Source organism: Pararcticibacter amylolyticus (assembly GCF_003130405.1).
Taxonomy (GTDB): Bacteria; Bacteroidota; Bacteroidia; order Sphingobacteriales; family Sphingobacteriaceae; genus Arcticibacter; species Arcticibacter amylolyticus.
Genome location: NZ_QEAS01000004.1, coordinates 92,644 through 118,398 on the forward strand (window position 1 = coordinate 92,644; position 25,755 = coordinate 118,398).

Below are 25,755 nucleotides of genomic sequence, written 5' to 3' on the forward strand. Positions count from 1 at the left end.
AAATACAAACGGCTCAGGCCGGTAATGATGCTTTAAGAACAAGGAAAAAGTTGATTGCCGATAGCTGAGAGCCGATAGCTCAATAACAATGTTACAACAAAAGATAGATCAGGAAATTAAGGCAGCAATGCTTTCAAAGAATGAAGCCAGACTGAGAGGGCTTCGCGCAATTAAGGCTGCTATTTTATTGGCTAAATCCGAAAAGGGCGCTAGTGAAAATCTTACTGAAGAGACTGAAATTAAAGTACTTCAGAAGTTAGCAAAACAAAGGAGAGAGTCGGGGGATATTTATCAGGCTCAGAACCGGGAAGATCTTTATAAGATAGAGATGGAAGAACTGGAGGTGATTGAAGAATTTCTTCCCAGGCAGTTAAGCAGGGAAGAGATCGCTGTTTATATAAAAGAGGTGATTGAACGTACCGGCGCTGCTTCTGTTAAAGACATGGGAAAGGTGATGGGTGCCGCTAATAAGGAGCTTGCAGGGAAAGCGGACGGAAAGACTATTTCAGAGCTTGTTAAGCAGCTCCTTTCCTGAAGTATTATTCCGAAATTGTTATTTCGGGAGTATTATTTCGCGGGCATTTATTGTGTTTAGTATTTAAAACTGTACTTTTATTTCAGATATACGTAAACGTACTGTTACCTGACTAAACAAATTTTGTTTAGAATTATGAGTTATACTATTAAAGAAGAAGACGGATTTAAATATATAGAGGAGGGAGAGGGCGATGTCCTGTTGTTGCTCCATGGCCTGTTTGGTGCCCTGAGCAACTGGGAGGATGTTACGGAAACTTTCAAATCTCAATACCGGGTGGTAATACCTTTGCTGCCTATTTATGAGCTTCCTATACTGACCACGGGGGTCACAACGCTGGCTAAGTATCTTCTGAGATTTGTACGTCACAAGCAGCTTAAAAATATCAACCTGCTCGGTAATTCACTGGGCGGACATGTCGCCCTGATCTTTACATTAAGTAATCCGGAGTATGTAAAGGCACTGGTGCTCACGGGCAGTTCAGGCCTCTATGAAAATTCGTTCGGGGGGTCTTTTCCCCGCAGGGAAAGCTATGATTTTATCAAAGAAAAGGTTGCCTTTACTTTTTATGATCCGGCGATGGCTACTGAGGAACTTGTGGATGAGGTATTTACCACTGTCAACGACAGGAACAAGGTGATCCGGATACTTGCTATGGCAAAATCGGCTATCCGTCATAATATGGCAAAGGATTTGCATAAGATCACCATACCGGTATGCCTGATATGGGGAAAGAACGATAAAGTGACGCCTCCTGAAGTGGCTGAGGAATTTCATAATTTGTTTCCCAATTCGGAGCTGAACTGGATAGACGAATGCGGTCACGCTCCTATGATGGAACGGCCGGCGGAGTTTAATATATACCTCCGGAAATTTTTGGACAGGGTTTTACTGAAGTAAAAAAACAGATGATTGCCGCGGAACTTATATCAGATGCGATACCTCCATTGACACTTTCTGATACTATTCAGAAGGTGATTGGCCGTATGTCTGAGTTTCGTATCAGTCACTTGCCTGTTGTGGAAGATACGCAGTTTATTGGAGTAGTATCCGATGATGATCTTATAGAGATTTCTGATTATACCACTCTTCTTGAGAAAAGCGGGCTTTCTTTCAACCGGATCTTTATCGATCATCAGCAGCATATCTATGAGGTGATCCGCTTGTTTTATGAAAGCCGGTTAAGCATTATTCCTGTACTGGACGAAAATAAGCACTACCTCGGTCTCATTTCCATCAACACGATGATGGAGCATATTGCTTCTATTACGGCGATGAAGGAGCCTGGCGGCATTATTGTTCTTGAAATGACCAGCCGGAACAACTCTCTCTCGCATATTGCTCAAATTGTTGAATCTAATAATGCGAAGATACTTAGTTCTTACATCACCTCTTTCGTTGATTCTACCCGTACTGAGATCACGATAAAGCTTAACAGAAGTGATATTTCGCCGATAGTCGCGTCTTTTCTGAGATACGAATATACGATCATTGCAACGTTTAATGATGTTAAAGCGGATTCCGGTGCAGCAGACAGGTACGATCAGTTAATGAATTATTTGAGTTTTTAGATTGAGCCCGGAGTTTGAGTTTACAGGTATATTATTCCAAATCTCAATCTAACGTCTCAAAACTAAATTATACACATGAAGATAGCAGTTTACGGCCGCGAATTCAGTAATACGACATTGCCGTTTGTGCAGGAAGTATTTGATTGTCTGAGAAAGTTTGACGTAGAACTGTATGTTTATGAAAAGTTCAGCCAGTTTATCTCAGGCCGTATTTATTTTCCGAGGAAACTTTGGCTGTTCAAAGATCATCACGACATTAAGGGCCAGGTTGATGTGATGTTAAGTCTGGGAGGGGACGGCACTATGCTGGATACCGTTACCCTGATCAGGGATTCGGGAATCCCGGTGATCGGGATCAACTTTGGCAGGCTGGGATTTTTGGCCAGTATTAATAAGGGTGATATTCAGTCGGCTATTGCGAGCCTTGTGAACCGGGAGTATACTATTGACAGCCGTGATCTGCTTAAAGTGGATTCCGACAGGAACGTTTTCGGAGACGAGAATTTTGCGCTTAATGACCTTACCGTCCATCGGCGGGATAACTCAGCCATGATGATCATTCATGCTTATCTGAACGGCGAGTTTCTTAATTCATACTGGGCTGACGGATTGATAGTGGCAACTCCTACTGGTTCTACGGCATATTCGTTAAGTTGCGGGGGGCCGATTATCTTTCCCCGGTCTGAAAATTTCCTGATCACACCTATCTCTCCTCACAACCTGAATGTCCGTCCCGTCGTTATTTCTGATTCTTATACACTCTCGTTTGAACTTGAGGGACGCAGTTCTAAATATTTGTTGTCGCTTGATTCGAGGACAGAAGTGATAGATTGTTCATTAAAGTTCAGCGTTTGTAAAGCTGCTTTTCAGATCAACCTGGTCAGGCTTAATAATGAAAGCTATCTTTCAACATTGAGAAATAAGATGCTTTGGGGGATTGATACCCGGAATTATTAAGTGTTTGATTTACTGAACGCAGTGGTTTTTCGTTTTTTTACTCATCCTTACGGAACCTTTAAAAGCGAAAATCAGTATAACAATTTGTTTATTTATCAGTTAATAAAGTGTACTTGCTGCATCTGGTTATTTAGTTCATGATTTTAAAGAGGTTCAGGATCCTTTTAATATTTATTCTCTTATATATCCCGCGTTTGGTTTCAGCCCAAAGCTGGGAAGTTGGAGTGTTTGCCGGAGGTGCCGGGTATATGGGGGATCTGAATCCGGTGAAACCGTATAAGATCAACAATGCAGCATACGGCGTGCTTGTGAAAAAGAATATCGACGGATACTGGTCTGTAAAGCTGAATCTGACACATGGACGTATTGCAGCGACTGATTCCTTATCCAATAACGATTACCAGAAAAGACGAAACCTGAGTTTTTTTTCTCCTGTTACGGAAATGAGTTTACAGGCAGAGTTTAATTTTTTCAATTATATTCCCTCGCTGAGCAGAAAACGGTATTCTCCTTATTTATTTGCGGGGGGAGGCCTTGTATTGTTTAATCCCCAAACGAAATACAGGGATTCAAATAATGAATTGCAAACGGTAGAACTGAACCCTCTGGGAACAGAAAATCAAAGTCTTAATGACCCCTATAAGAGGTATGCGATCACGGTCCCTTTCGGAGCCGGGATAAAATATAACATTTTCAGAAACTGGACGCTTGGAGCTGAAATAGGCTACAGGACAACGTTTACGGATTACCTGGATGATGTAAGCGGCCGGTATGCAAACTTCTCCAACTTACCCGACACGGAGGAAAACAACCTGAGACGCAAGCTGGCGGACCGTTCATGGGAAAAGAATTACCCGGCGAATGCACCTTATACGCAGCGCGGCGATTTCCGTCCGCGGGATACTTATCTCTTTTCAGGTATCACACTTACCTATACTTTTCTCAGCAGCAAGTGCCCCGCTGTTGAATAGGCAGAATTGCTCTTATCTTTCATTATTAATCGATTGTCCGCTTTCTTTTTTTTTATACCTTTGACACCCAAATGCCTCATTAGGCTTGAATTTACATGAGTTTGCTTGAAAGAATTGACAAGACGAGGGTACCTCAGCATATAGCCATTATTATGGATGGGAACGGGCGATGGGCGAAAGAGAAAGGCAAAATGCGTTTTTTTGGCCATCAAAGCGGGGTCCAGTCTGTGAGGGATGTAGTAGAAGGTGCAGTAGAGGCTGGAGTAAAGTATATTACCTTATATACTTTTTCGACAGAAAACTGGAACCGCCCCTGGCTTGAGGTGACTGCCCTGATGGAACTTCTTATTTCTACTATAAATAAGGAAACGAAGACACTAATGGAGAATGACGTGCGTTTAAATGCCATAGGCGATTTGAAACAGCTGCCATCCCGGTGTGTAAAGCAGCTTCAGGAGGCAATAGCTAAAACATCATCGAACAAGAAAAGCACATTAACGCTGGCTTTAAGTTATAGTTCCCGATGGGAGATAGTGGAGGCGGTAAAGAAGGTGTCGGAGCAGGTTGCGAACGGAACGTTAAAGCCTGAAGACATCAATGAGCAAATCTTTGCAGAGCAGCTTACCACCGCAGGGATTCCCGATCCTGAGCTGCTGATCCGCACAAGCGGTGAGTACAGGATCAGCAATTATTTGTTATGGCAGCTTGCATATTCTGAGTTGTATTTCACTTCCAAGCTTTGGCCTGATTTCAGGAGAGAGGACCTCTTTGAAGCTATACTCGATTTTCAGAAGAGAGAACGGCGTTTCGGGCTTACCAGCGAGCAGATTTAAAAAATTTCCATTTAACAAAATTTAACAACTGATACCGTTATTTTAGCAACGTCAAAAAACTAAATGAACAGATTTCTTATAATAATACTTTTTCTCTTTTCAGCTACGGCGTCACTGGCTCAGTTGGGTGGACGTCCGCAGGGATTGCAACTGCGTCCTCATGCGGACGATGAATTAAGTTATCTTAATCCGAAAGAATATATAGTAGGCGGGATTACAGTTTCGGGTACTCAGTATCTTGAGCCGGATATCCTGATCCAGATCTCCAAGCTTGTTAAAGGAGAACGTATTTCAGTTCCCGGAGATGCCACTTCAAATGCTGTAAAGAATCTCTGGCAGCAGGGTCTGCTGGATGATGTGCAGCTAAGAGGATCGCTTAAAGGGGATACTATTTTCTTTAATATCGCGGTTACAGAGCGTCCGCGCCTTACCCGCATGGATTTTAAGGGAATGAAAAAAGGCGAAACAGATGATATAAAGGAAAAGCTGAAAGATAAAACCGGCCGTATTGTCAATGAAGCCCTGAAGAGTACGACATCTGCGATAATCAAGAAGTTCTTTCACGAGAAAGGCTACCTGTTTACAGAAGTGAACTACGAGCAGAAAAAAGATACAACGGAAGCAAACAATGTGATCCTGGTTGTCAATGTAGACAAGAAAACCAAGACTAAGGTTGACGATATTTCATTCGAAGGGAACAAGAATTTCAAAGAAAAACAGCTTCGGAAGTTTCTGAAGAAGACGAAGGAGCGTTCGTCGATCAATATTTTCAGGTCCGGTAAATTTTTACAGGACAAATACGAGGAGGATAAACGCACCCTGGTTGCTAAAATACAAGATAAGGGATACCGGGATGCCGAGATCATCAGTGATTCTGTGATCAAGAAGCCAACCGGCCGTGTTGATATTCATATAAAGTTGCATGAAGGCCCTAAGTATTATTTCGGAAAAGTTACCTGGGCAGGTAATGCTGTTTATCCAACCAAGACTCTTAATGATCTGCTGGCGATAGAACAAGGAGACGTTTTCAGTGAAGAAAAGCTTGAGAAAAAGTTAAGAGGCAATCCTAACGGGGATGATATATCGTCTTTATACCTCAATAACGGGTATCTGACTTTCAATGTTGACCCGGTACAGACGAAGATATATGGAGATACTATTGACGTAGAGCTTCGCGTTTACGAAGGCCCTCAATATACGATTAACAAGGTTAGCATAAAAGGGAACGATATTACGAACGATAAGGTTGTGAGACGGGAAATCCGGACGAAGCCTGGTCAGAAATTCTCTAAAGAGCTGGTGGTTCGTACAACACGTGAAATTGCCCAGCTCGGGAACTTTGATGAAACGAAAACAGATGTTCACCCTGTACCGAATCCTGCAGATGGTACAGTAGATCTGGAGTATGTGGTTGCAGAAAAACCATCAGATCAGATTGAGTTGTCCGGAGGTTTTGGCGGCGGACGTATTATCGGAACACTCGGTCTTACGTTCAACAACTTCTCTGCGCGCAATCTTTTCAATTTTAAAGAATGGAAGCCCCTGCCTAAGGGAGATGGACAGAAGCTGAGCATCAGGGGACAAACGAATGGTAAGTCGTACCAGTCATATAGCTTTTCTTTCTCTGAACCATGGCTTGGGGGTAAGAAGCCTGTATATTTTGGAATAAGCGCCTTTACTTCTTTGAGCTCCAATGATGATTATGCACGGTATTATAATTATACTGATGACCAGAAGTACAGGATCCGTCTTAATGGAGTTACCTTTAGCTTGGGTAATAGATTGAAGTGGCCTGATGATTACTTCAACCTCAACCACTCAATCAACATTCAGCAATATAAGATTAAGAACTATCCTAATTTTATTTTGAGCAATGGAACATCCTACAACTTCAATATTACAGAGGAGTTCAGCAGAAATTCTGTGGATGCTCCTATATACCCGACATCTGGTTCTCATATCAGGTTAACAGTACAACTAACTCCACCTTATTCCCTGTTTAACAAGGTAAATTACAGCACAGCGACGCCTGAAGACAGGTACCGGTTTACTGAATACCACAAATGGAAATTTGAATCACAGTGGTATCAAAGAATTGTTGGCAAGCTTGTACTGAAAACTCAGGCCCAGTTCGGTTTCCTTGGCCAGTATAACAAGGCAGTGGGACAATCAGCTTTTGAGCGATTTAAGTTAGGAGGAGACGGGATGCAGGGCTTTGATTATTTGCAAGGTTCGGAAGTTATCGCTATGAGAGGATATGAAAATAACAACGTGACACCACTTGGTTATGATCCTCAGATTGCCCGTTATTCAGGCAGCCCGATCTTTAATAAGTATATTGTCGAAATGCGTTATCCGCTGATGAACAGCCAGCAGGCTACCGTTTTCATGTTAACCTTTGCTGAAGGAGGTAATACCTGGAACAGCTTTAGTGATTTCAATCCATTCAATGTTCGCAGATCAGCCGGTGTTGGCGCCAGGATCTTCCTGCCAATCTTCGGGTTGCTCGGAATCGACTGGGGATATGGATTTGATAAGGTATACGACACTTCCGACGGCAGGCTTAGGAAATCCGGAGGCCGGTTCCAGTTTAGTATTGCACAGCAGTTAGGCGGAGGTTTCTAATCCGTGTTGGCCTCATATTTGATGTATCGTAAGAGTAGACAACAAGTAATCTTTAAAAAAATTTCTAATAACAGAAATTTATATAAGTTTGTGTTTGGGAAATGTAACTTTTGATAGAAGATAATTTGTTACAATTTGTATCGTTTCATTAGAAAAGAAAATTATATAATGAAGAAATTGCTGTTAATCGTTTCGTTTATTTGTGTTTCAGGGCTTTCAGCATTTGCTCAACGATTTGCCTATGTTGACAGTGAATACATTTTAAAACATATACCCGAATATAACTCAGCCCAGAAGCAGCTTGACGCGCTGTCTCAGCAGTGGCAGAAGCAGGTTGACGACCGTTTGGCGGAGGTTGAAAAATTGTATAAAGCATATCAGGCAGACCAGGTACTTCTAACTCCGGATATGCGGAAACGCAGGGAGCAGGAAATCGTTGATAAGGAAAAAGAGGCAAAAGAGTTTCAAAGACAGAAATTTGGATTTGAGGGCGAATTGTATCAGCAAAGGATTAAACTGGTAAAGCCTATCCAGGAGAGGGTGGCTAAGGCTGTGGAAGCAGTAGCACAGAGCAACCAGCTTGATATGATATTAGACAAGAACAGCCAGGTAATTATGTTGTATGCAAGCTCAAGGCTCGATAAAAGCAACGAAGTTATTACACGGCTTGGATATAAACCAGGAACCCTAGCACAATAAACCACGTATAAAAACCATCTTAATAATTAAAATTCTCAAATGAAAAAATTAGTTAAAGTAGCAGTAGTAGCGGTAGGATTATTTTTAACAGGAAATGCTGTCAACGCACAACAAAAAGTAGCACATATCAACTCAGCTGATCTTTTACAGGCTATGCCGGAAATCAAGACTGCTGATGCTCAGATGCAGACTTTTCAAAAGCAAAAACAAACTACTCTTGAGCAGATGGATGCTGAACGTCAGAAAAAGATCCAGGCTTATAGAGATAAAGAAGCCACTTTAAGCCAGGCTAATAAAGACGCTGTGTCTAAGGAACTGGAAGTAATGGCAAAAGAAATCGAAGATTTCACCAAGAGAATGCAGGAAACTCAGCAAAAAGCTCAGCAGGAAATGGGCCAGAAGCAGCAGGAACTTTATACTCCGATCATGCAGAAAGCTGAGAATGCCATCAAAGCAGTAGCAAAGGAAAAAGGTTATGCTTATGTGTTCGATAGCTCTCAGCAGTCTCTTATCTACTTTGACGGTGGAGAAGATATCATGGGAATCGTTAAAACGAAACTGGGAATATCTGCGACAGCAGCAGCTCCTGCAGCTCAGAAGAAATAAGCATAAGTCTAAGGGTAAAACAAAAAGGTGGGGTTGAAAAACTTCACCTTTTTTGTTTTACGGGGTTTTTATCATCTGACTTTCATAAGTCAGAATTTTGGCAAAAATTCCGGTGTATTTTTTAAGTTTGCAGTTACTACAAAAATAAAATTGAATCTCTATATAATTAATGTACTAATAGGAGGGCTTCTGTTTTCGTTTACGGCACTCTTTGCTCTTTTCGCAGTCTATGCTGAAAGAAAGGTATCTGCATTTATCCAGGACAGGCTGGGCCCTATGGAGACCGGAAAATGGGGTAGCCTGCAGACCTTCGCCGATATTCTGAAGATGCTGCAGAAGGAGCTCATCGTTCCTCATGTTGCAGATAAACTGTTGTTTGCTGCGGCTCCTTTAGTGATCTTCCTGTCTGTATATATGGGATTTGCGGCTTTGCCCTGGGCTGAAGATGTTGCCCCCGTTTCCCTGAATATCGGGGTTTTTTATGTTTTTGCAATCATTTCGGTTGAGTCGCTTGGGATCCTGATGGCGGGATGGGGATCGAACAATAAGTATTCTCTCCTGGGGGGATTGCGTTCCGTTGCCCAGGTTGTATCCTATGAGATTCCTGCCGGGATCGCCCTGATTTCTTCCGTCATGATAGCACAGAGCCTCGATCTTCATGTGATCGGCCTCAGGCAGGGTGTTGCCTCTGTTGAAGCGATAAAGTTCCTGGGTATATGGGATGTTAGTAAAACCGGCGGTGTCTTTGCCTGGCATATATTTCAGGCCCCTCATCTAATCATTGCATATATCATTTACTTTATAGCTTCTCTGGCAGAATGTAACCGCGCGCCTTTCGATATTCCCGAAGCGGAATCTGAACTGGTGGCAGGTTTTCATACTGAATATACAGGGCTCCGGTTTGCCTTTATATTCCTTGCAGAATATTCTATGATGTTCCTGGTTGGAATGCTGGGGGTGATCCTTTTTCTCGGCGGATGGAATACGCCATTGCCGAACATTGGAAGTGTAAGGCTTGCCGACTGGACCAGCGGAATAGGATGGGGATTTTTCTGGACGCTTTCTAAAGTACTGCTAGTAGTGGGAATACAAATGTGGATGCGCTGGACTTTGCCAAGGCTCCGCATGGATCAGTTAATGAACCTTTGCTGGAAAGTATTGACACCGCTTGCCTTTTTGTGCATGCTGGTTTCGGGATTGTGGAGACTGATGGTGATGTAGGGATGGAAAATAAATATTAAGAATAACACGGGCCGGGCTAAAAGCCTGATAGACAAAAGCTAGTATATTTTGATCATAAAAAAGACGATACGGGCACTGAGTACTGCATGGAAGGGCTTGTCTCTTACACTTAAGCATTTCTTTGCAGTAAAGAAACGGCGTAAAAGTGTTGATATCAAGTCGGATAACTATTTTGAGCAGAAAGAAGGCGTCGTTACGGTACAGTATCCCAAAGAAAAGATCCCGATTCCGGAAGTGGGGCGTTATCAGTTACATGTAGAAATTGATGACTGTATAGTTTGTGACCTGTGTGCGAAGATCTGTCCTGTAGACTGTATTGAAATAGAAAGTATTAAAGCTACCGGACCAATCGGGCAAACATCAGATGGAAGCACAAAGCGGCTTTACGCGGCAAAGTTCGATATTGATATGTCAAAGTGTCTTTATTGCGGATTATGTACGGTTGTTTGCCCAACAGAATGTATCACGATGACCAACCAGTATGATCGTACGGTATTTAATATAACAGATCTCACGTATAAGTTCTCTGATATGACTCCTTCGGAAGCAGAAGAGAAAAGGAAGGAACTGGCTAAACAACAGGCGGAAAAGCAGGCAGCCAAAGAAGCCGCTGCCCGCTCTGCTGATCAAAAGAAACAAGAATAATATGATGGCAGAGCAAGTGGTATTTTATATCTTTTCAGCACTGGTGCTATTGTCGGCATTTATGGTAGTGGTTTTGAAGAACCAGGTGAGGGCTATATTTCTCTTTTTTGTTACCTTGTTCTCTATGGCAGGACTTTTTGTTTTTACCCTTGCCGACTTTGTCGCCATTACCCAGGTGGTGGTTTATGTAGGGGGAGTGCTGGTATTAATGATCTTCACCTTCCTCCTGTCGAACCGGGATATTCTTAATAATCCGGATGCTACCAGGGTGAGTGCAGCCGGCATTCATCATCTGCCGGGGATGGTGGTAGCAGGACTCTTTTTTGCTGTACTCATCGCGGTGGTACTGCAATCAAACCCGGAACAGATTGAATGGATTAAGAATGCGGATAAAAGCACACTGAAGCCTACAGATAATACTATCCATTATCTTGGCATAAACCTAATGACACGTTATCTCGTCCCGTTTGAAGTTGTATCCCTTTTATTAATGCTTGCGCTGATTGGCGCAGCGCACCTGGCAAGAAAGGAACGTAAAATATGATCCCTCTTTCTCATTTTATGATCATCAGTGCCGCCCTGTTCTGTATCGGGCTTTACGCGGTGTTATCCAAGCGAAGTGCCATCATGATCCTTATAGGAATTGAGTTTATGCTAAATGCTGCGATACTTAATTTTGTTGCATTCAGCAGGTATGATAAATTTGCCGCCGGAGGGCAGACATTTGCATTGTTTGCTATTGTTCTTGCTGCTGCTGCGGTTGCCGTTGCGCTGGCAATTATCCTGAATGTTTACGGATATTATAAAACAATTGATCCGACACAGATAGACCAGTTGAGGGATTAACTTTGGACACACTAACAGATCAAAATATAGCTCAAATAGCATTGCTGGCTGCGTTTTTACCGCTGCTTACTTTTTTTATCAGTCTTTTTGTTCCGGTAAAACCTGCCGGTAAAGGAGCTGCCGCCATATTTAATATAGGTCTGAGTCTCATCCTTTCCGGTGCTCTTTTCCTTAAGGTATGGAACCAGCAATCCTTTCATTTTCGCATTGAATGGGTTACTATAGGGGATTTTACGCTTTACACAGGTATCCTTCTGAACAACCTTTCTGTTCTGATGATGCTGCTTGTTTCCGGTATCGCGTTGCTCGTCCATGTCTATTCAACAAAGTATATGCAGGGCGATCCATACCTGCACCGTTACTGGGCTTACCTGGGCTTGTTTTGTTTCGCCATGCTGGGCCTGGTAATTGCCGACAACCTTCTGCTGATGTACATGGCATGGGAACTGGTCGGTTTTTCATCATACCTGCTTATTGGTTTCTGGTTTACACGCCATACAGCCGTACTGGCTAATAAAAAAGCTTTTATTGTTAACCGGATAGGTGACCTGGGCTTCCTCATAGGGATTATGATCACCCTTACCCAATTTCACACCCTGGATTTGACGGAGCTTTTTGGCAGCAATGGCTTAGTGGCTAACGCAGTCGTAAAAGGCGGAATGTGGCAGTCACAAGCGGGCATGATGCCTGCAGGTTGGCTTACAGCCGCAGGCATTGCATTCTTCCTCGGAGCGGTAGCCAAGTCGGCTCAGTTTCCGCTTCATACATGGCTGCCGGATGCGATGGAGGGACCGACATCTGTATCGTCGCTGATTCATGCAGCCACGATGGTTGCTGCAGGCGTTTTCCTGCTTGCCAGGATTTACCCGCTTTTCGGTGATGACGTTTTACTGATCATTGCTATTACCGGAGCATTTACGGCATTTATGGCGGCCACGATTGCTCTTGTTCAAAATGATATCAAGCGGATTCTTGCATTTTCGACAATTTCGCAGCTGGGCTTTATGATGCTGGCGATGGGGACAGGAGCTCAGGCGGCCGGCTTATTCCATCTTGTAACACATGCCTTTTTTAAATGCCTTCTCTTCCTTGCTGCAGGAGCTGTTATCCACGAGATGGCTCATGTAAAAGACAAGCAGGGCATCGCATTCGATCCCCAGGACATCAGGCTGATGGGAGGCCTGAGGAAACGTATGCCGGTAACATTTGCAACCATGGTGATAGCTTCTCTTGCTCTTACTGGTCTTCCGCTGATGTCAGGATATTTGTCCAAAGACAGTATCCTGATAAATGCTTTTGAATGGGCTGAGGGACATAGCGGTTTAGCTAAACTGATTCCTTATTCAGCGCTTCTTACCTCTTGGTTAACTGCATTCTATATCTCAAGATTAATCTTTAAGGTGTTTTTCGGTGAACTACGGCTCGAACAAGAGCTGCTGGTACACGTTCATATACACGAGGCTCCTTCAGCAATGAAGTATGTGCTGGTAGTCCTTGCCGTTTTTTGTTTTTTTCCGGCGTTCTCTCTGAATCCATTTCTTTTTGAAGATGCCTGGATACTCAAAGGCTTCCCGGTAACCGATAGCATGACAAGGGTCAATTTATTTCATACGATCATTCCTTTAGCGGTGAACCTGATAGCTATGCTGCTGATCTTTATTGCCTGGTTATGGTATGGTAAACAACAGAGAAAGCCTGATTTTTCAGCATCCGGCTTGTTCAGATTTGCAGAAGGGCAATGGTATATTGACCAATTCTATACAAATGTTCTTGTTTCTGGTTTTGTAAGTGTGTCAAGGTTGGTTTACCGTTTTGACAGGGTAGTTGTAGATGGCCTGGTAAATATATTTGCCCGTGCCGCTAAAGCATTATCTGTTATGGCGGCATGGACTGACCGCAACATTGTCGATCGAATCGTGAATGGTGCAGCATATTTAACGGGACAGGGGGGGCGTTTTTTCGGGCATTTTCAAACCGGCCGGCTTCAGCATTATTTTGTAACGATGCTTCTGGTGGTGCTGGCTTTCTTTATTTATAAATATTACAGCGGAACTATATGAGTTTGCTTTCTACATTGATATTTCTTCCTTTACTTGCGGGAGTTCTTATACTGGTGATGCCGTCGGCCTGGCAAAGCCGTTTTAAGTATGTGGCCCTTGGAACGATCGTTATCCAGATTGTGCTGAGTGCTTTCATGTACATGAATTTCAATGCTGATCTGGCTGGAGTGTCTGATCAGAATAAATTCCAGTTGGTAGAACGCCTTCCCTGGATCAGTATTGATTTAGGTGGCCTGGGAAAACTTCAGATAGATTATTTTCTGGGTATCGATGGATTTTCGATGCCTTTGCTGGTTCTCACATCCATTGTGATGCTGGTGGCTGTTCTCGCCTCATGGGAAATTAAAACTAACCTGAAGGGATATTTTGCCCTTTTTCTTTTGCTGGATACAGCGGTAATGGGTGTGTTTTCATCTCTCGACTTTTTCCTGTTTTACATTTTCTATGAGCTGATGTTGCTGCCTTTGTATTTCCTGATAGGCATGTGGGGAGGGGTAAGAAGGGAATATGCGGCGATAAAGTTCTTCCTGTATACCTTATTGGGCTCAGTTTTTATGCTTCTGGTGATCATTGGCTTGTATTTCTCGGTTACTGATCCTAAGACGGGGAGCCATACGTTTAATATGCTTGCAATGATGGATCCTGCAAATTACACTGCCGGCTCGATCTTTTCCGTTGTATCAAAGCAGATGCTGTTGGGAGTGCCGGCACGGCTTCTCGGCTTTATCGTTTTATTCGTGGCCTTTGCTATTAAGGTACCTGTTGTTCCTTTGCATACCTGGCTTCCCGACGCACACGTGGAGGCGCCTACTCCGGTCTCTATTATTCTGGCAGGGATCCTGCTCAAAATAGGAGGCTATGGTATTTTACGGATCTGCTTCAGTATATTTCCCGATGCTGCTGTCCAGAGTTCCTGGTGGCTGGGACTTATCGGGGTGGTCTCTATCCTTTACGGCGGACTTAATGCCCTTGCCCAGACAGACCTCAAACGCCTGATCGCATACTCTTCCGTGTCGCACATGGGATTTGTGCTGCTGGGGATTGCTTCCGTAACGCCCGAAGGTATCAGCGGGGGAATGATGCAGATGATCAGTCACGGCTTTTTGTCATCTATGCTGTTCTTCCTCGTCGGCGTGCTATACAGCAGGGTACACGACCGCCAGATTCCCAATTTCAGAGGGCTTGCGCTTCTTATGCCGAAATACACTGCTTTTGTTATGATTGGATTTTTCGCTTCCCTGGGACTGCCTGGCTTTTCGGCTTTCATTGCCGAAGCATTCAGTTTAATAGGGGCTTTTACATCTGAAAATGTCAATGGGTTTTTGCCGCGCTGGATGGCTGTCTGTGGTTCGGTTGGTATATTATTAAGTGCCGGATATCTTCTTTGGACCTTGCAACGCATGTTTTTTGGTGAAACAAGGTTGATGGGGGGGGAGGAATGGAAGCTTGCACTTACTGATGTTAACCCGAGAGAGGTAATAGCACTTTCCGTTCTTGCGTTCCTGGGAGTGCTGCTTGGAGTGATGCCTTCCCTCGCTTTTGAGAAAATGAATTCAGCAGTGCTTGAGCTGATACGTTTAGTAAATCCCCAATAATATGAGTGAAATGTTACCATATATTGCAGGACTGCTCAGAGATGTATTGTCAGGCATCCCGCATCTGATGCCGGAGCTCATTCTGGCCTGCACATTTATTGTCGTGATCTTAACAGACCTGTTCTTTAAAGGAAAGGACTCTGCTGCAACATTCTGGCTTTGCCTTACAGGCTTGACAGCTTCCTTTGCGGTTACTCTTCTTCCTTCCCATCAGAGCCAGTCCGGACACTTGATTTTCGGTAATACTTTATTTGCCGACAGGCTCAGCATCGTGTTTAAGCAGATCTTTTATTTTGTGATCCTGTTTTTCGCCGTGTTTGTGAAATTCAGCCCTCAGTTTAGAAAACACAGTAAGGGGGCAGGTGATCTTTACATACTGCTTCCTGTCATTCTTCTCGGCTTAAACCTAATGTCGATGGCTTCAAGTTTACTCCTGATATATCTGTCTGTCGAGATGATCTCCATCGCGTCCTACCTGATGGTTGGCTATGTTTCAGGTACCAGCAGGCAGACAGAAGCTGCTATGAAATATGTTCTTTTCGGATCAGCCTGTTCGGCTATGATGTTATATGGAATGTCCCTGCTTTATGCCTTTACAGGAACATTGAACGTTGCTGAACCTCAGTTCCTGCAAAGGCTTTCACAGATGCCGTCGCTGGCGGGTAATGTAGCCGTCGGGCTGGTACTGGTAGGGATAGGGTTTAAATTATCTTTTGTGCCTCTGCATTTCTGGAGTCCCGACGTTTATGAAGGAGCCCCCACGACGGTAACCGCTTTTCTTTCTACAGGTCCCAAGATCGCTGGATTCGCTATCCTGGTAAGGTTTACAGAAAGCCTGAGTCCTCAGGGAGGAGGAATGCCGGTTTTTGATTTTCAGGGAGTGCTCTCCGCTGTTGCCATTCTTTCCATGCTTGCCGGCAATTTTACCGCGGTGTGGCAGGACAACATAAAGAGAATGCTGGCTTATTCTTCAATAGGGCATACGGGGTTCATACTGATGGCCGTTATTGTTCATTCGCAGCAAGGCCTGAAGCCGCTTTTGTTTTATTTGCTTATTTATGCCATCATGAACATGGCTGCATTTATTCTTGCGGGAAGAATCGAGGATCAGACAGGAGCTGTCAGCATTCGTGAATATAAAGGGCTCGGCCGTTATATGAAGCTGGAAATGGTTTGTTTTGTGGTCATACTGATTTCCCTCACAGGGTTGCCTCCTCTTGCCGGTTTTATGGCAAAGTTCCTGGTGTTTTCAAGTGTTTTGGAGAATTATTCTGTTACTCATTCGGGATGGTTGCTCGCATTGCTGATCACGGCTGCTGTAACTACTGTCGTTTCATTATTTTACTATTTTAAGGTTCCGCTGAATGCGTTTTTAAGGCAATCAGAAGGAAAACCTGTTGCCCCGGTTAAGCCGGATTTTCTCTCTGTTATCATTTTGATTTTAACTTCCCTTCTTTTATTGTGGGGTATATTTCCAGGGCTTATAGCCTAGGTCGATGCTTTTTTACCCGCAGGAGACCGAGTCTTATTTTCCACTGTCCTTAAAAAAGCTTAATTTTGCGTGCTTAGTGATAATCCATGAGTGAAGCAATAAAACATGAGTGCGGAATCGCTCTCATTCGTCTGTTAAAACCCCTCTCTTTTTATCAGCAGAAATACGGTACAGCCCTCTACGGCCTGAACAAGCTGTATCTGCTGATGGAGAAACAACATAACCGAGGTCAGGATGGTGCGGGGATAGCCACAATTAAATTAGATGTAACGCCGGGAAACCGTTATATCAGCCGGTACAGGGCGATGGGTTCAAATGCGGTTTCTGAGATTTTCGAGTACGTACAGAAGAAATTTGCTGATATACAGCATACGCCGGAGTTGTTTGAAAATACGGAATGGCTTAAAGAACATGTGAGTTTTACGGGTGAAGTCCTTATGGGGCATTTACGTTACGGCACTCATGGAAAAAACAGTATAGAGAATTGCCACCCGTTTTTGCGTCAGAATAACTGGATGAGCAGGAACCTGGTGATTGCCGGAAACTTCAACATGACGAATGTGGATGAGCTTCTTGAGCAGCTATTTGAACTTGGCCAGCATCCGAAAGAAAGAGCAGACACTGTTACTGTACTCGAAAAGATTGGCCATTTCCTGGATGCAGAGAATCAATTCCTGTTTGATAATTTTAAAGCTGAAGGGTTCAGCAATGCGGAGATCAGCCGCCTGATCTCTGACAACCTGGATGTCGCTAAAATACTTAGGCGTTCTGCCAAAACCTGGGACGGGGGATACACGATAGAGGGGATCTTCGGACACGGTGATGCCTTCGTCATGCGGGATCCGTCGGGCATCAGGCCTGCTTACTATTATTATGATGACGAAATTGTCGTCGTAACATCTGAAAGGCCTGCCATTCAAACTGCATTTAACGTTGCCTTTGATGCCATAAAAGAGATAAAGCCCGGTCATGCTCTTATCATTAAAAAGAACGGCGAAATAAGCGAAGAACAATTTAAGGAGCCTGAAGAGCATAAATCCTGTTCTTTTGAACGTATTTACTTTTCAAGAGGAAGTGATGCTGCTATTTATGGCGAGCGTAAGCAGTTAGGCCGTCTTTTATGCCCCCAAATTCTGGAAGCGGTTAATTATGATTTCAAGAATACCGTGTTCTCATTTATTCCGAATACAGCGGAAGTCGCATTCTACGGAATGGTGGATGGCTTACATAAACATATTAAGAAATATCAGAGAGACACTCTTTTAAATCGTGCGGACAAGATCTCCGACACAGAACTGGAAGAAATGCTGAGTCTCGAACCACGTGTGGAAAAGATTGCGATCAAGGATGTGAAGCTGAGGACATTTATCACCCAGGATGCCGACAGGCAGGATATGGTTTCTCATGTGTATGACACCACCTATGGTATTATCAACTCGGGCCAGGATAATCTCGTCGTGATTGATGACTCCATTGTAAGAGGTACTACCCTAAAGCAGAGTATCCTTAGAATTCTTGACCGCTTAGGCCCGAAAAAGATTGTCGTGGTATCTTCCGCTCCCCAGATTCGTTACCCCGACTGCTATGGCATAGATATGTCAAGGATGGGAGAATTTGTTGCGTTTGAGGCTGCTATCTCACTTTTGAAGGAGAGCGGCAGAGAACATATTATCTGGGAAACTTACGAAAAGTGCCAGGCCTCGTTAGAGATGAATAAGGAGGATGTGGAGAATTACATTAAAGCTATCTACGATCCGTTTACAGACGAAGAGATTGCTGCCAAAATTGCCCAGATTATATCACCCAAGAATGTTAAAGCTGAAATTAAGGTGATCTATCAGACTTTAGATAATCTTCACAAAGCTTGCCCGGCTCACCTTGGCGACTGGTATTTCTCCGGGAACTATCCTACACCTGGTGGCAATAAGGTTGTCAACCGTGCCTTTATGAATTGGGTAGAAGGGAAGAACCAGAGAGCTTACGTGTAAATTCGAGATATACCCCGTTCAACAGGCAATACGATATGCTGAATTGTATAAAAGCGGCTGTTCATTTTTGAACAGCCGCTTTTAGTTTAAATGAGATTCTGCCTTTCCTGACTACTAAAAATCAACGATAATCGCCGTTTAACTAATGAAATGTGCAATGGGTTGGTTTTCAATGTATTTTATGTCATATTATTTACGCTGACTTTATGATCGCTGTCATTTTTCATACCGCCGGCGTTTAGTAATTTAGTTTTAGCAAATTAAGGGGAGGAAAAGAGGTCAGACCGGAGCAGTGATTTGCTTTAAAAGTACGGGACACGTTAACGCAGGATTATGAAGACTATTTTACGTTATGAATTTGATTTTCCTCTCATTGCAAGGGGTTATGAAGGGAATTGTCATATTATTTTCGAAAATCCGTCTTATATCCCCCAAACAGGGGACGTCATAGATTTTCAGATAGAAGATTTTTTTGATGATGAGCAGGTTGTTGCGCAATACGAACGGGTAAGGGATAGCGGACTTATATGTGCCGAAAAGTTGTATACGAGGTACAAAAAAGATGAAATGGAAATTGTGATCCTTCTTTACGCAGAAGAACAGTTTCAGTTAAATTCTTCCGGCTCGCACAAAGAGACATTAGAGGAAGCCTTCCTTTGTTCTGTGTGACCGTCAGAAGCGGTCTGAATTCTTTAAAGGCGGACTTTTCAGTCCTCCGAACCGTAAAAGGGGGCATCTTACCTTATCACCTTCCCTTTACTGAGGCGTCAGATAGTCAATGGCTTATTTTAAAGTGGTGTTGTTTCGATAATGTAAATGTTTACTCATTGCTCATTATTGTCGCTCTTTCATCCTGATAAAATCCAAGAAGTTTTCCCGTTTCAATATTTTTGAAATAGAGCGTCATGCCCAAGGGAAGATTGTCCGTAAGTCTGCAATACAGATGAAGGTTTTTCATCCAAATTCTGGCTTTTTCCTCGTCGGCCCATAACTCAGGATAGAGATAAACGGTATTATCCGTAATGCTGATGGCCTTCGTTTGCAGAAGCCTGGTTACTGATTCTACAGCTTTGGCTGAACCAGTCATAAGGGAGTGTTCCTTTGCGGTTTTCAGGTCTTTTAACATAGCAATTAAGTTCGGTGTTTAGTCAAAATTAGCGAAATCGAATTATAAAACCAAGTGTTTCTTTGGCTTACATAGTGAAATAGGTAGCTGATTCAAATTTTGAAACCGTTGGCGGGTATGATCCATTCCGGACATTTAATGAACGAATCCGAACAATTCAAAGTAGTGTGATTTTATGTAAATTGTTGATTTTTAGGTCTTTTGTTTTTTTGGGTGTGATATTGCTAAAATATTGCCAAAACATATATCTCCCGGTTTAATTCGATGATGAACTTCAATAACATTAAAGTTTCCATGCGGTATCTGATCCGTAACAAATCTTATACATTGCTGAATATGGCAGGGCTTTCAGCCGGAATAGCTGTTGCGCTGATGATTGGATTATGGGTGCATAATGAATATTCTTATGATAAGTTTCTGAATAATTACGATAGCATATACCAGGTAAGGCGCAATTACAATAGTAACGGAGATACCCTTAATTTCACAACGACATCTTTAAAGCTGGCGGATGCACTGAAGCGGGTTCCCGGCATCGAGTTCGTCGCAGAAACAGACAACTTTTCGAGACACACGCTTAAAGCCGGGGAGAAAAAATTAATACTAACGGGGGGCCAGGTAGCCAGTGATTTCCTGAAGTTATTCGACTATAAATTTGTTCAGGGCAATGCCTCTTCGGTTCTTTCCGATCCTTATTCCATTGTACTTACTGCACAGGCCGCAAAGAGACTGTTCGGCGAAGGAAATGCCATTGAAAAGCTGGTTCGTTTTGACAATATGCACGACCTGAAAGTTACCGGTATTCTGGAAGATATTCCTTACAACTCAAGTCTTCAGTTTGATTTCCTGGTTCCCTTCAGTTATATGGAGGCGGCTCAATCATGGGTAAAAGAAGCGCGGACGTCTTCGTTTAGCTGGAATTCCTTTAATATATATATAAAATTGAAAGACGGAACACCACTGGAGAGAATAAGCAGTCAGATCCGTCATATCGAAAAAACGGAAACAGACAGCGAAAATGCCATGAACTCAGATGTGATCCTGCAACCGCTTAAGAACTGGCATTTATATGGCGAGTATGTCAACGGAAAAGAGGTGGGCGGCTTTGTCGATTATGTCAGGATGTTTTCGTTAATCGGCATTTCTGTCCTGATAATCGCTTGTATTAATTTTATCAACTTAAGCACAGCGAGGGCGGAAAAAAGAGCAAAGGAGGTAGGGGTTAGAAAGGTGAGCGGGTCTGACCGGCTGCAGTTAATTATTCTTTTTCTGACCGAATCGTTGATCGTCACCATTATAGCTGCAATCGCTGCACTCGTTCTGGTATATCTGGCATTGCCAACCTTCAACCAGTTGGCTGCCCGTCACATCCATATTCCTTTCTATTCATTAAGTTTCTGGAGCATGCTGACGGGGCTTGTAATGATCACCGCGCTATTCGCCGGCAGCAGGCCTGCCTTTCTGCTTTCCTCTTTCAGCCCGGTACAAGCCCTGAAGAGCGGATCAGCCGGAGGGAAGGGTAATCACGGGTTGTCCAGGCAAATACTGGTAGTGATTCAGTTCTGTTTTTCAATTGCTTTAATTATAGGTACAATTATCGTCTACAGGCAGATTGAGTTTGTAAAGAACAGGCCATTGGGATACAATAGAAGCCAGCTTATGGTCTCAGATTTAAACAGTGATCTGTCCCGGAATTATCCTGCTTTGAAAAATGAACTGCTGCAGCAAAGACTCGTTGAAAACATTACCCAGTCTTCAAGTCCGGCAACTGATATATACTGGCACAGCAGCATCCAGTGGCCGGGTATGACTGCTGATGAAACGGTAGAGATGGGAGTTGTGGTAACCGATCCCGATTATTTTGCAACGATGCAGATCCCTTTAAAGGAGGGCCGGAATTTCAGGAACATATATGATTCAACCAGCGTTATTTTCAATGAGGCGGCTATTAAAAGATTAAGGCTGAAAGCCCCTCTTGGCAAGACGATACAGTGGCAGGATGAAACTTTTACCATCGCGGGGATTGCCCGTGACGCAATTATGGGATCTCCATTTGCGCCGGCGGAACCAACCATGTTCCTCTGCAGGCAGGGAATGCAGTCTTTACTGCTTTACCGCCTGGCAAAGGGCGTTTCATCCGAACAGGCTATTGCCAGGTTAAACACTGTTTTTAATAAATATAGCCCGGCTTTTCCTTATCAGTATGCTTTTACAGATGACGATTACGCGCAAAAATTTAACACGATGAAGCTAACAGGAAAATTATCCGTTATTTTTTCTGTTCTTGCTATCGTTTTATCCTCTTTGGGGCTTGTCGGTCTGGCTGCCTATATCGCGGAAAAACGGACCAAAGAGATTGGAATCCGGCGGGTGCTGGGAGCTTCAGCAGCTCAGATATGGACGTTGCTCTCCAGGGAGTTCTTTGTTCTTGTCCTAATCAGCTGCCTCATAGCGTCACCACTCTCGTTTTACTTCCTGAATAACTGGCTTGCTGGCTACAGCTACAGGATTTCAATTCAGGCAGATGTTTTTGCTTTTGCCGGTATTATGGCTGTATTTATGGCTCTTATGACTACCAGTTTCTATACTATTAGAGCGGCCTGCCGGAAGGTGGTAAAGAGTATCCGGTCTGAATAGTAGTGTTATCCCCGGCAAAGCCATGTCTGAAGGATTTCAGCCATAGTTCCGTTGAGTTTCTTAATGTGATCCAGGTGTTCCAGGATCGTCTGCTCTGGCTGAACAAAGTCTGATGAAGGGGCCAGGTCCTTCCTGCAATGCTGCAGCATGTCCCGGACTCCGTCTTCTGTTATTTCCAGGTGGAACTGCAGACCGATGACATTTTCGCTATGGAAGAATGCCTGGTTGTTGTTAGCCTCCGATGAAAGGAGGCTGAAACTGCCGTCGTACGGGATTTCAAATTTGTCGCCGTGCCAGTGGAAGACCATAGGATGATCCTGAAATAACCGGTAAAACCATGATACTTTCTTACTCATCTCAGTAGGAGCGACCCTGAACCAGCCTAATTCTTTGGAGTTTGCCGTATAGACATTGGCACCCAGGCAGACGGCGAGCAGTTGTGCTCCGAGGCAAATCCCCAGTACTTTTTTTCCGGCCCTGATGCAATCCTCTATAAAGACTTTTTCTTCATGAAGCCAGGGATATTTATGTTCATCATATACTCCCATCGGGCCGCCCATGATGATCAGTGCATCTATTTCTTCAACCTCGGGAAAGTAATGGGCCGGCTCATAGAACCGTGTGGCCGAAATCCGGAAGTCATTTTCTTTAAGCCAGGTTTCAATGTACCCCAGCCCTTCAAAGGGAACATGCTGCAGATAATGTACTTTCATTTATGAAATTTAAACTTTATTCTCACTCCAGTAATAGCTATCGGGATAAATCCGCTTTCCGAAGATATCTGTACCAATGCGTACGATAGTAGCACCTTCTTCAATTGCCGTTTCCAGGTCGCCGCTCATACCCATTGAAAGTTCCTTCATTTCCACACCTGTAATATGTTGGTTCATGATTTCCTGCCGGACAAATTGAAGCAGGCGGAAGCACTGCCGTACTTTTTCCTGATCAGCACTAAACAAACCGATTGTCATCAGCCCCCTTACCCGGAGAGCTTTAAGTTCTGACAGCTGTTGTGCCAGCTTAACGGCATCTTCCGGAAACACGCCAAATTTGCTTTCTTCTCCGGAGGTGTTAACCTGGATGAGCACTTCCATCGTTTTAGATTCCTGCAGCAGCCTTTGATTGAGTTTTCCGGCGATGTCCAAACGATCAAGGGAGTGGATGCAGGAGATGTCGTATCTGAGAAGTTCTTTAATCTTATTGCTTTGTAAATGCCCTATAAAATGATTCTGATGAGGAATGTCCTTCAGTGAGGCAAACTTTTCCCGGACTTCCTGTACCTTGTTTTCGCCGATCAAAGTACACCCTGACTGTAAAGCTATTTTTATCCTTTCAGCGGGAACCGTTTTGGTAGCAAGCAAAAGTCTGACATCCTCCGGTGGCCGTTTGCTTCTGGCACAGGCTTCTTTTATTCTTCTCTGAATATTATTCAGATTATTAATAATCGGATCTTCCATTTATACGAATTAAGGTCCGGGAGAAGATCTCTTCTTCCGGATCCCTGGTTTGTTCTATTTTAAGTCGCTAATGGAAGCGCCAAAATTTATATGAAGTACATTGCCATTTGGGGTTACCAGGGCGGGGACCGATTTAACACCGGCTTTTTCAGCTTCTGTTACTCTCGTTTTGTCGGTTCCTAAATGAACTACCTCTACCTGTCCGGTGGGAATAAGATTTAAAATATCCTGCTCTGCACTTACACATACAGGACATCCAGCGTGATAAAAAATTGATTTTTCCATTTTACTTATTGTTTGTTCAAAAAAAGACTGCTACTGTGATTTGTATTTCTTATGTTTTTCTAATACAAAAGTATTTTATATTTGGACTAGGTTTCTGATACAGTTTTCATAAAAGTAGCTAGTCCAGATGCTTCGACCCTGGGAGTTAAATGTACATTTAGACGCGAATGGCCAAAAGCCTGTTTACCTGCAGATAGCGGATGCTATTATCGTGGATATTCAGTCCGGGAGACTAAAAAAAGGAACAGCGCTTCCGGGCAGCCGCAAATTAGCTTTAGATTTAAAAGTAAACAGAAACACGGTCATTGAAGCATTGAATGTACTGTTAAATGAAGGATGGCTGATTGCGAAAAACAGGAAGGGTACTTTTGTAGCGGATGTTCTGCCGGTTCTAAGGCCAGTCAAAGAAGAAGCGATCGCCCATCAGGTCGTCACGGAATCCGGTGTAATCCCCGGGATTGTTATAGACGACGGCCATCCGGATAGTAAAATTGCGCCCATTGATGAACTGGCGAGGGCTTACAGGCAGATCTTCAGGCGTAAAGCCCGCTGGAAAATGATGGGATATACAGGTCAGACCGGAGATCCGGAATTCAGAAAAGCGATCAGCAATATGCTGAGCCATCAGCGGGGCCTGAAGATTAGTGAAAACAATGTGTGTATCACGAGAGGAAGCCAGATGGCCATGTATCTTGCGGCTCACGTTCTTTTGGAGAAAGGAGATGCCATTATAGTGGAGAACCCCGGGTATAAGCCCGCCTGGGAAGTATTTGAAAGTGCGGGGGCAAAACTGTTGCTGGTTGGAGTTGATGAGGAGGGACTTTCAATAGAGGAGGTAAAACAACATCTGAAAAAGAGAAAGAAGATCAAGGCAATTTACACCACTCCTCACCATCAATATCCCACTACAGTGACGTTGTCGCTTCAGAGAAGACTTGAGTTAATACAGCTATCCAATCAATATGGGTTTACAGTCATTGAGGATGATTACGATAATGAATTTCATTTCGGCTGCAGGCCGGTCTTGCCGCTGGCAAGTTTTCAGGACCTCAAAAGCTATGTATATATTGGCACGCTGAGTAAGGTGGTTGCCCCTTCTCTGCGGACAGGATATCTTGTCAGTAGTGATGATATTGTGCAGAAAGCAGGTAATATGAGAAAACTAATCGATGTGCAGGGTGATAATATTATGGAGCAGGCGATCCTTGAACTGATAAATACCGGATCTGTCAGACGTCATCTTCGCCGTGCGAACGTGTTTTATAAACTAAAGAGAGATTACTTTACGGGTCTCCTGGATAAATATCTTAGTAGCGAGGTGTCTTACACTATACCTGAAGGGGGGCTCGCGGTCTGGTTGAAGTTGAGAAATCCGCTGGATTTTGCATGGTTGGAAACGCAGCTGCAGGAGAAGGGAATTTCCCTGAATGTTCCCGGTTCATTTTACTATAACAATCACGGTATACAGGGTTTCAGGTTTGGATATGCATCCCTTTCAGAGCAAAAACTCCATGAGGCTGTGGAAACGATAGCCGGAGTATTGAGCAGAAGGCCGCGGTAAAAGCAAAATCAATGATACGATCAG

At 43.6% G+C, this 25,755-nt stretch carries 24 protein-coding genes; 20 read left to right on the forward strand and 4 right to left on the reverse strand.

Features of this window, described 5'->3' with window-relative positions; all coding sequences use genetic code 11:
* Positions 1–88 precede the first annotated feature (88 nt).
* The 18 genes from DDR33_RS06275 (at position 89) to DDR33_RS06360 (ending at position 19,334) form a co-directional block, all read left to right on the forward strand.
* A complete protein-coding gene (locus DDR33_RS06275) occupies positions 89–535 on the forward strand; it encodes a GatB/YqeY domain-containing protein (RefSeq protein ID WP_109414922.1) in 447 nt (148 codons plus the stop codon).
* Between the two features lie 135 nt (positions 536–670).
* Positions 671–1,435 carry an alpha/beta fold hydrolase gene (locus DDR33_RS06280; protein ID WP_109414923.1) on the forward strand — a complete coding sequence of 255 codons (765 nt, stop codon included), beginning with the start codon at positions 671–673 and terminating at the stop codon, positions 1,433–1,435.
* Positions 1,436–1,443: 8 nt separating this feature from the next.
* A complete protein-coding gene (locus DDR33_RS06285) occupies positions 1,444–2,106 on the forward strand; it encodes a CBS domain-containing protein (protein ID WP_109414924.1) in 663 nt (220 codons plus the stop codon).
* Between the two features lie 75 nt (positions 2,107–2,181).
* Complete coding sequence (locus DDR33_RS06290; protein WP_109414925.1) at positions 2,182–3,063, forward strand: NAD kinase; 882 nt, start codon at positions 2,182–2,184, stop codon at positions 3,061–3,063.
* 137 nt (positions 3,064–3,200) lie between these two features.
* Positions 3,201–4,034, forward strand: coding sequence for a type IX secretion system protein PorG (gene porG, locus DDR33_RS06295; protein ID WP_109414926.1), 834 nt, complete (start codon positions 3,201–3,203; stop codon positions 4,032–4,034).
* A gap of 95 nt (positions 4,035–4,129) precedes the next feature.
* Positions 4,130–4,867 (forward strand): isoprenyl transferase, encoded by a 738-nt coding sequence (locus DDR33_RS06300; RefSeq protein ID WP_109414927.1) that lies wholly within the window; start codon positions 4,130–4,132, stop codon positions 4,865–4,867.
* A gap of 63 nt (positions 4,868–4,930) precedes the next feature.
* Positions 4,931–7,492 (forward strand): outer membrane protein assembly factor BamA, encoded by a 2,562-nt coding sequence (bamA, locus tag DDR33_RS06305; protein WP_109414928.1) that lies wholly within the window; start codon positions 4,931–4,933, stop codon positions 7,490–7,492.
* Between the two features lie 168 nt (positions 7,493–7,660).
* A complete protein-coding gene (locus DDR33_RS06310) occupies positions 7,661–8,191 on the forward strand; it encodes an OmpH family outer membrane protein (RefSeq protein ID WP_109414929.1) in 531 nt (176 codons plus the stop codon).
* 39 nt (positions 8,192–8,230) lie between these two features.
* Positions 8,231–8,797, forward strand: a complete 567-nt coding sequence (locus DDR33_RS06315; RefSeq protein WP_109414930.1) for an OmpH family outer membrane protein — start codon at positions 8,231–8,233, stop codon at positions 8,795–8,797.
* A 150-nt stretch (positions 8,798–8,947) separates the two neighbouring features.
* Positions 8,948–10,018 (forward strand): complex I subunit 1/NuoH family protein, encoded by a 1,071-nt coding sequence (locus tag DDR33_RS06320; protein ID WP_109415103.1) that lies wholly within the window; start codon positions 8,948–8,950, stop codon positions 10,016–10,018.
* Positions 10,019–10,084: 66 nt separating this feature from the next.
* A complete protein-coding gene (locus tag DDR33_RS06325; protein ID WP_109414931.1) occupies positions 10,085–10,684 on the forward strand; it encodes a NuoI/complex I 23 kDa subunit family protein in 600 nt (199 codons plus the stop codon).
* Between the two features lies 1 nt (position 10,685).
* Entirely contained in the window at positions 10,686–11,228 is a 543-nt protein-coding gene (locus DDR33_RS06330) for an NADH-quinone oxidoreductase subunit J family protein (protein WP_109414932.1), read from the forward strand.
* Positions 11,225–11,530: an NADH-quinone oxidoreductase subunit NuoK gene (gene nuoK / locus DDR33_RS06335; RefSeq protein ID WP_109414933.1), complete on the forward strand. Its 306-nt coding sequence runs from the start codon at positions 11,225–11,227 to the stop codon at positions 11,528–11,530. The genes DDR33_RS06330 and nuoK overlap by 4 nt, the downstream gene beginning before the upstream one ends.
* Positions 11,531–11,532: 2 nt before the next feature.
* The gene (gene nuoL, locus DDR33_RS06340; protein ID WP_238387694.1) at positions 11,533–13,590 is read left to right on the forward strand and encodes an NADH-quinone oxidoreductase subunit L; all 2,058 of its coding nucleotides are present in this window, start codon (positions 11,533–11,535) and stop codon (positions 13,588–13,590) included.
* Positions 13,587–15,185 carry a complex I subunit 4 family protein gene (locus DDR33_RS06345; protein WP_109414934.1) on the forward strand — a complete coding sequence of 533 codons (1,599 nt, stop codon included), beginning with the start codon at positions 13,587–13,589 and terminating at the stop codon, positions 15,183–15,185. The genes nuoL and DDR33_RS06345 overlap by 4 nt, the downstream gene beginning before the upstream one ends.
* 1 nt (position 15,186) lies before the next feature.
* The gene (locus DDR33_RS06350; protein WP_109414935.1) at positions 15,187–16,677 is read left to right on the forward strand and encodes an NADH-quinone oxidoreductase subunit N; all 1,491 of its coding nucleotides are present in this window, start codon (positions 15,187–15,189) and stop codon (positions 16,675–16,677) included.
* Between the two features lie 86 nt (positions 16,678–16,763).
* The gene (locus DDR33_RS06355; protein WP_109414936.1) at positions 16,764–18,665 is read left to right on the forward strand and encodes an amidophosphoribosyltransferase; all 1,902 of its coding nucleotides are present in this window, start codon (positions 16,764–16,766) and stop codon (positions 18,663–18,665) included.
* Between the two features lie 333 nt (positions 18,666–18,998).
* Positions 18,999–19,334 carry a hypothetical protein gene (locus DDR33_RS06360; RefSeq protein ID WP_109414937.1) on the forward strand — a complete coding sequence of 112 codons (336 nt, stop codon included), beginning with the start codon at positions 18,999–19,001 and terminating at the stop codon, positions 19,332–19,334.
* A 151-nt stretch (positions 19,335–19,485) separates the two neighbouring features.
* On the opposite strand, the gene DDR33_RS06365 is transcribed toward DDR33_RS06360, so the two are convergent.
* A complete protein-coding gene (locus tag DDR33_RS06365; protein WP_109414938.1) occupies positions 19,486–19,791 on the reverse strand; it encodes a hypothetical protein in 306 nt (101 codons plus the stop codon).
* A gap of 264 nt (positions 19,792–20,055) precedes the next feature.
* On the opposite strand from DDR33_RS06365, the gene DDR33_RS06370 reads away from it, so the two are divergent.
* Complete coding sequence (locus DDR33_RS06370; RefSeq protein ID WP_238387695.1) at positions 20,056–22,428, forward strand: ABC transporter permease; 2,373 nt, start codon at positions 20,056–20,058, stop codon at positions 22,426–22,428.
* Positions 22,429–22,433: 5 nt separating this feature from the next.
* On the opposite strand, the gene DDR33_RS06375 is transcribed toward DDR33_RS06370, so the two are convergent.
* The 3 genes from DDR33_RS06375 to DDR33_RS06385 are packed head-to-tail and all read right to left on the reverse strand — an operon-like array spanning position 22,434 to position 24,170.
* Positions 22,434–23,141, reverse strand: a complete 708-nt coding sequence (locus DDR33_RS06375) for a type 1 glutamine amidotransferase (protein WP_109414939.1) — start codon at positions 23,139–23,141, stop codon at positions 22,434–22,436.
* Positions 23,142–23,150: 9 nt separating this feature from the next.
* Positions 23,151–23,885: a YggS family pyridoxal phosphate-dependent enzyme gene (locus tag DDR33_RS06380; RefSeq protein ID WP_109414940.1), complete on the reverse strand. Its 735-nt coding sequence runs from the start codon at positions 23,883–23,885 to the stop codon at positions 23,151–23,153.
* Between the two features lie 54 nt (positions 23,886–23,939).
* Complete coding sequence (locus DDR33_RS06385; protein ID WP_109414941.1) at positions 23,940–24,170, reverse strand: thioredoxin family protein; 231 nt, start codon at positions 24,168–24,170, stop codon at positions 23,940–23,942.
* A gap of 127 nt (positions 24,171–24,297) precedes the next feature.
* On the opposite strand from DDR33_RS06385, the gene pdxR reads away from it, so the two are divergent.
* Positions 24,298–25,731, forward strand: coding sequence for a MocR-like pyridoxine biosynthesis transcription factor PdxR (gene pdxR / locus DDR33_RS06390; protein WP_109414942.1), 1,434 nt, complete (start codon positions 24,298–24,300; stop codon positions 25,729–25,731).
* The last annotated feature ends 24 nt before the right edge of the window (positions 25,732–25,755 follow it).

Excerpts from the sequence above, each read along its gene's own strand:
- DDR33_RS06370 (WP_238387695.1), top strand. The coding sequence starts at position 20,056 with ATGATGAACTTCAATAACATTAAAGTTTCCATGCGGTATCTGATCCGT.
- DDR33_RS06280 (WP_109414923.1), top strand. The coding sequence starts at position 671 with ATGAGTTATACTATTAAAGAAGAAGACGGATTTAAATATATAGAGGAG.
- DDR33_RS06345 (WP_109414934.1), top strand. The coding sequence starts at position 13,587 with ATGAGTTTGCTTTCTACATTGATATTTCTTCCTTTACTTGCGGGAGTT.
- DDR33_RS06385 (WP_109414941.1), bottom strand. The coding sequence starts at position 24,170 with ATGGAAAAATCAATTTTTTATCACGCTGGATGTCCTGTATGTGTAAGT.
- DDR33_RS06290 (WP_109414925.1), top strand. The coding sequence starts at position 2,182 with ATGAAGATAGCAGTTTACGGCCGCGAATTCAGTAATACGACATTGCCG.
- DDR33_RS06380 (WP_109414940.1), bottom strand. The coding sequence starts at position 23,885 with ATGGAAGATCCGATTATTAATAATCTGAATAATATTCAGAGAAGAATA.
- DDR33_RS06300 (WP_109414927.1), top strand. The coding sequence starts at position 4,130 with ATGAGTTTGCTTGAAAGAATTGACAAGACGAGGGTACCTCAGCATATA.
- DDR33_RS06365 (WP_109414938.1), bottom strand. The coding sequence starts at position 19,791 with ATGTTAAAAGACCTGAAAACCGCAAAGGAACACTCCCTTATGACTGGT.
- DDR33_RS06360 (WP_109414937.1), top strand. The coding sequence starts at position 18,999 with ATGAAGACTATTTTACGTTATGAATTTGATTTTCCTCTCATTGCAAGG.
- porG (WP_109414926.1), top strand. The coding sequence starts at position 3,201 with ATGATTTTAAAGAGGTTCAGGATCCTTTTAATATTTATTCTCTTATAT.
- DDR33_RS06310 (WP_109414929.1), top strand. The coding sequence starts at position 7,661 with ATGAAGAAATTGCTGTTAATCGTTTCGTTTATTTGTGTTTCAGGGCTT.
- DDR33_RS06285 (WP_109414924.1), top strand. The coding sequence starts at position 1,444 with ATGATTGCCGCGGAACTTATATCAGATGCGATACCTCCATTGACACTT.
- DDR33_RS06350 (WP_109414935.1), top strand. The coding sequence starts at position 15,187 with ATGAGTGAAATGTTACCATATATTGCAGGACTGCTCAGAGATGTATTG.
- DDR33_RS06275 (WP_109414922.1), top strand. The coding sequence starts at position 89 with ATGTTACAACAAAAGATAGATCAGGAAATTAAGGCAGCAATGCTTTCA.
- DDR33_RS06315 (WP_109414930.1), top strand. The coding sequence starts at position 8,231 with ATGAAAAAATTAGTTAAAGTAGCAGTAGTAGCGGTAGGATTATTTTTA.
- DDR33_RS06375 (WP_109414939.1), bottom strand. The coding sequence starts at position 23,141 with ATGAAAGTACATTATCTGCAGCATGTTCCCTTTGAAGGGCTGGGGTAC.
- bamA (WP_109414928.1), top strand. The coding sequence starts at position 4,931 with ATGAACAGATTTCTTATAATAATACTTTTTCTCTTTTCAGCTACGGCG.
- pdxR (WP_109414942.1), top strand. The coding sequence starts at position 24,298 with ATGCTTCGACCCTGGGAGTTAAATGTACATTTAGACGCGAATGGCCAA.
- DDR33_RS06355 (WP_109414936.1), top strand. The coding sequence starts at position 16,764 with ATGAGTGAAGCAATAAAACATGAGTGCGGAATCGCTCTCATTCGTCTG.
- DDR33_RS06330 (WP_109414932.1), top strand. The coding sequence starts at position 10,686 with ATGATGGCAGAGCAAGTGGTATTTTATATCTTTTCAGCACTGGTGCTA.
- nuoK (WP_109414933.1), top strand. The coding sequence starts at position 11,225 with ATGATCCCTCTTTCTCATTTTATGATCATCAGTGCCGCCCTGTTCTGT.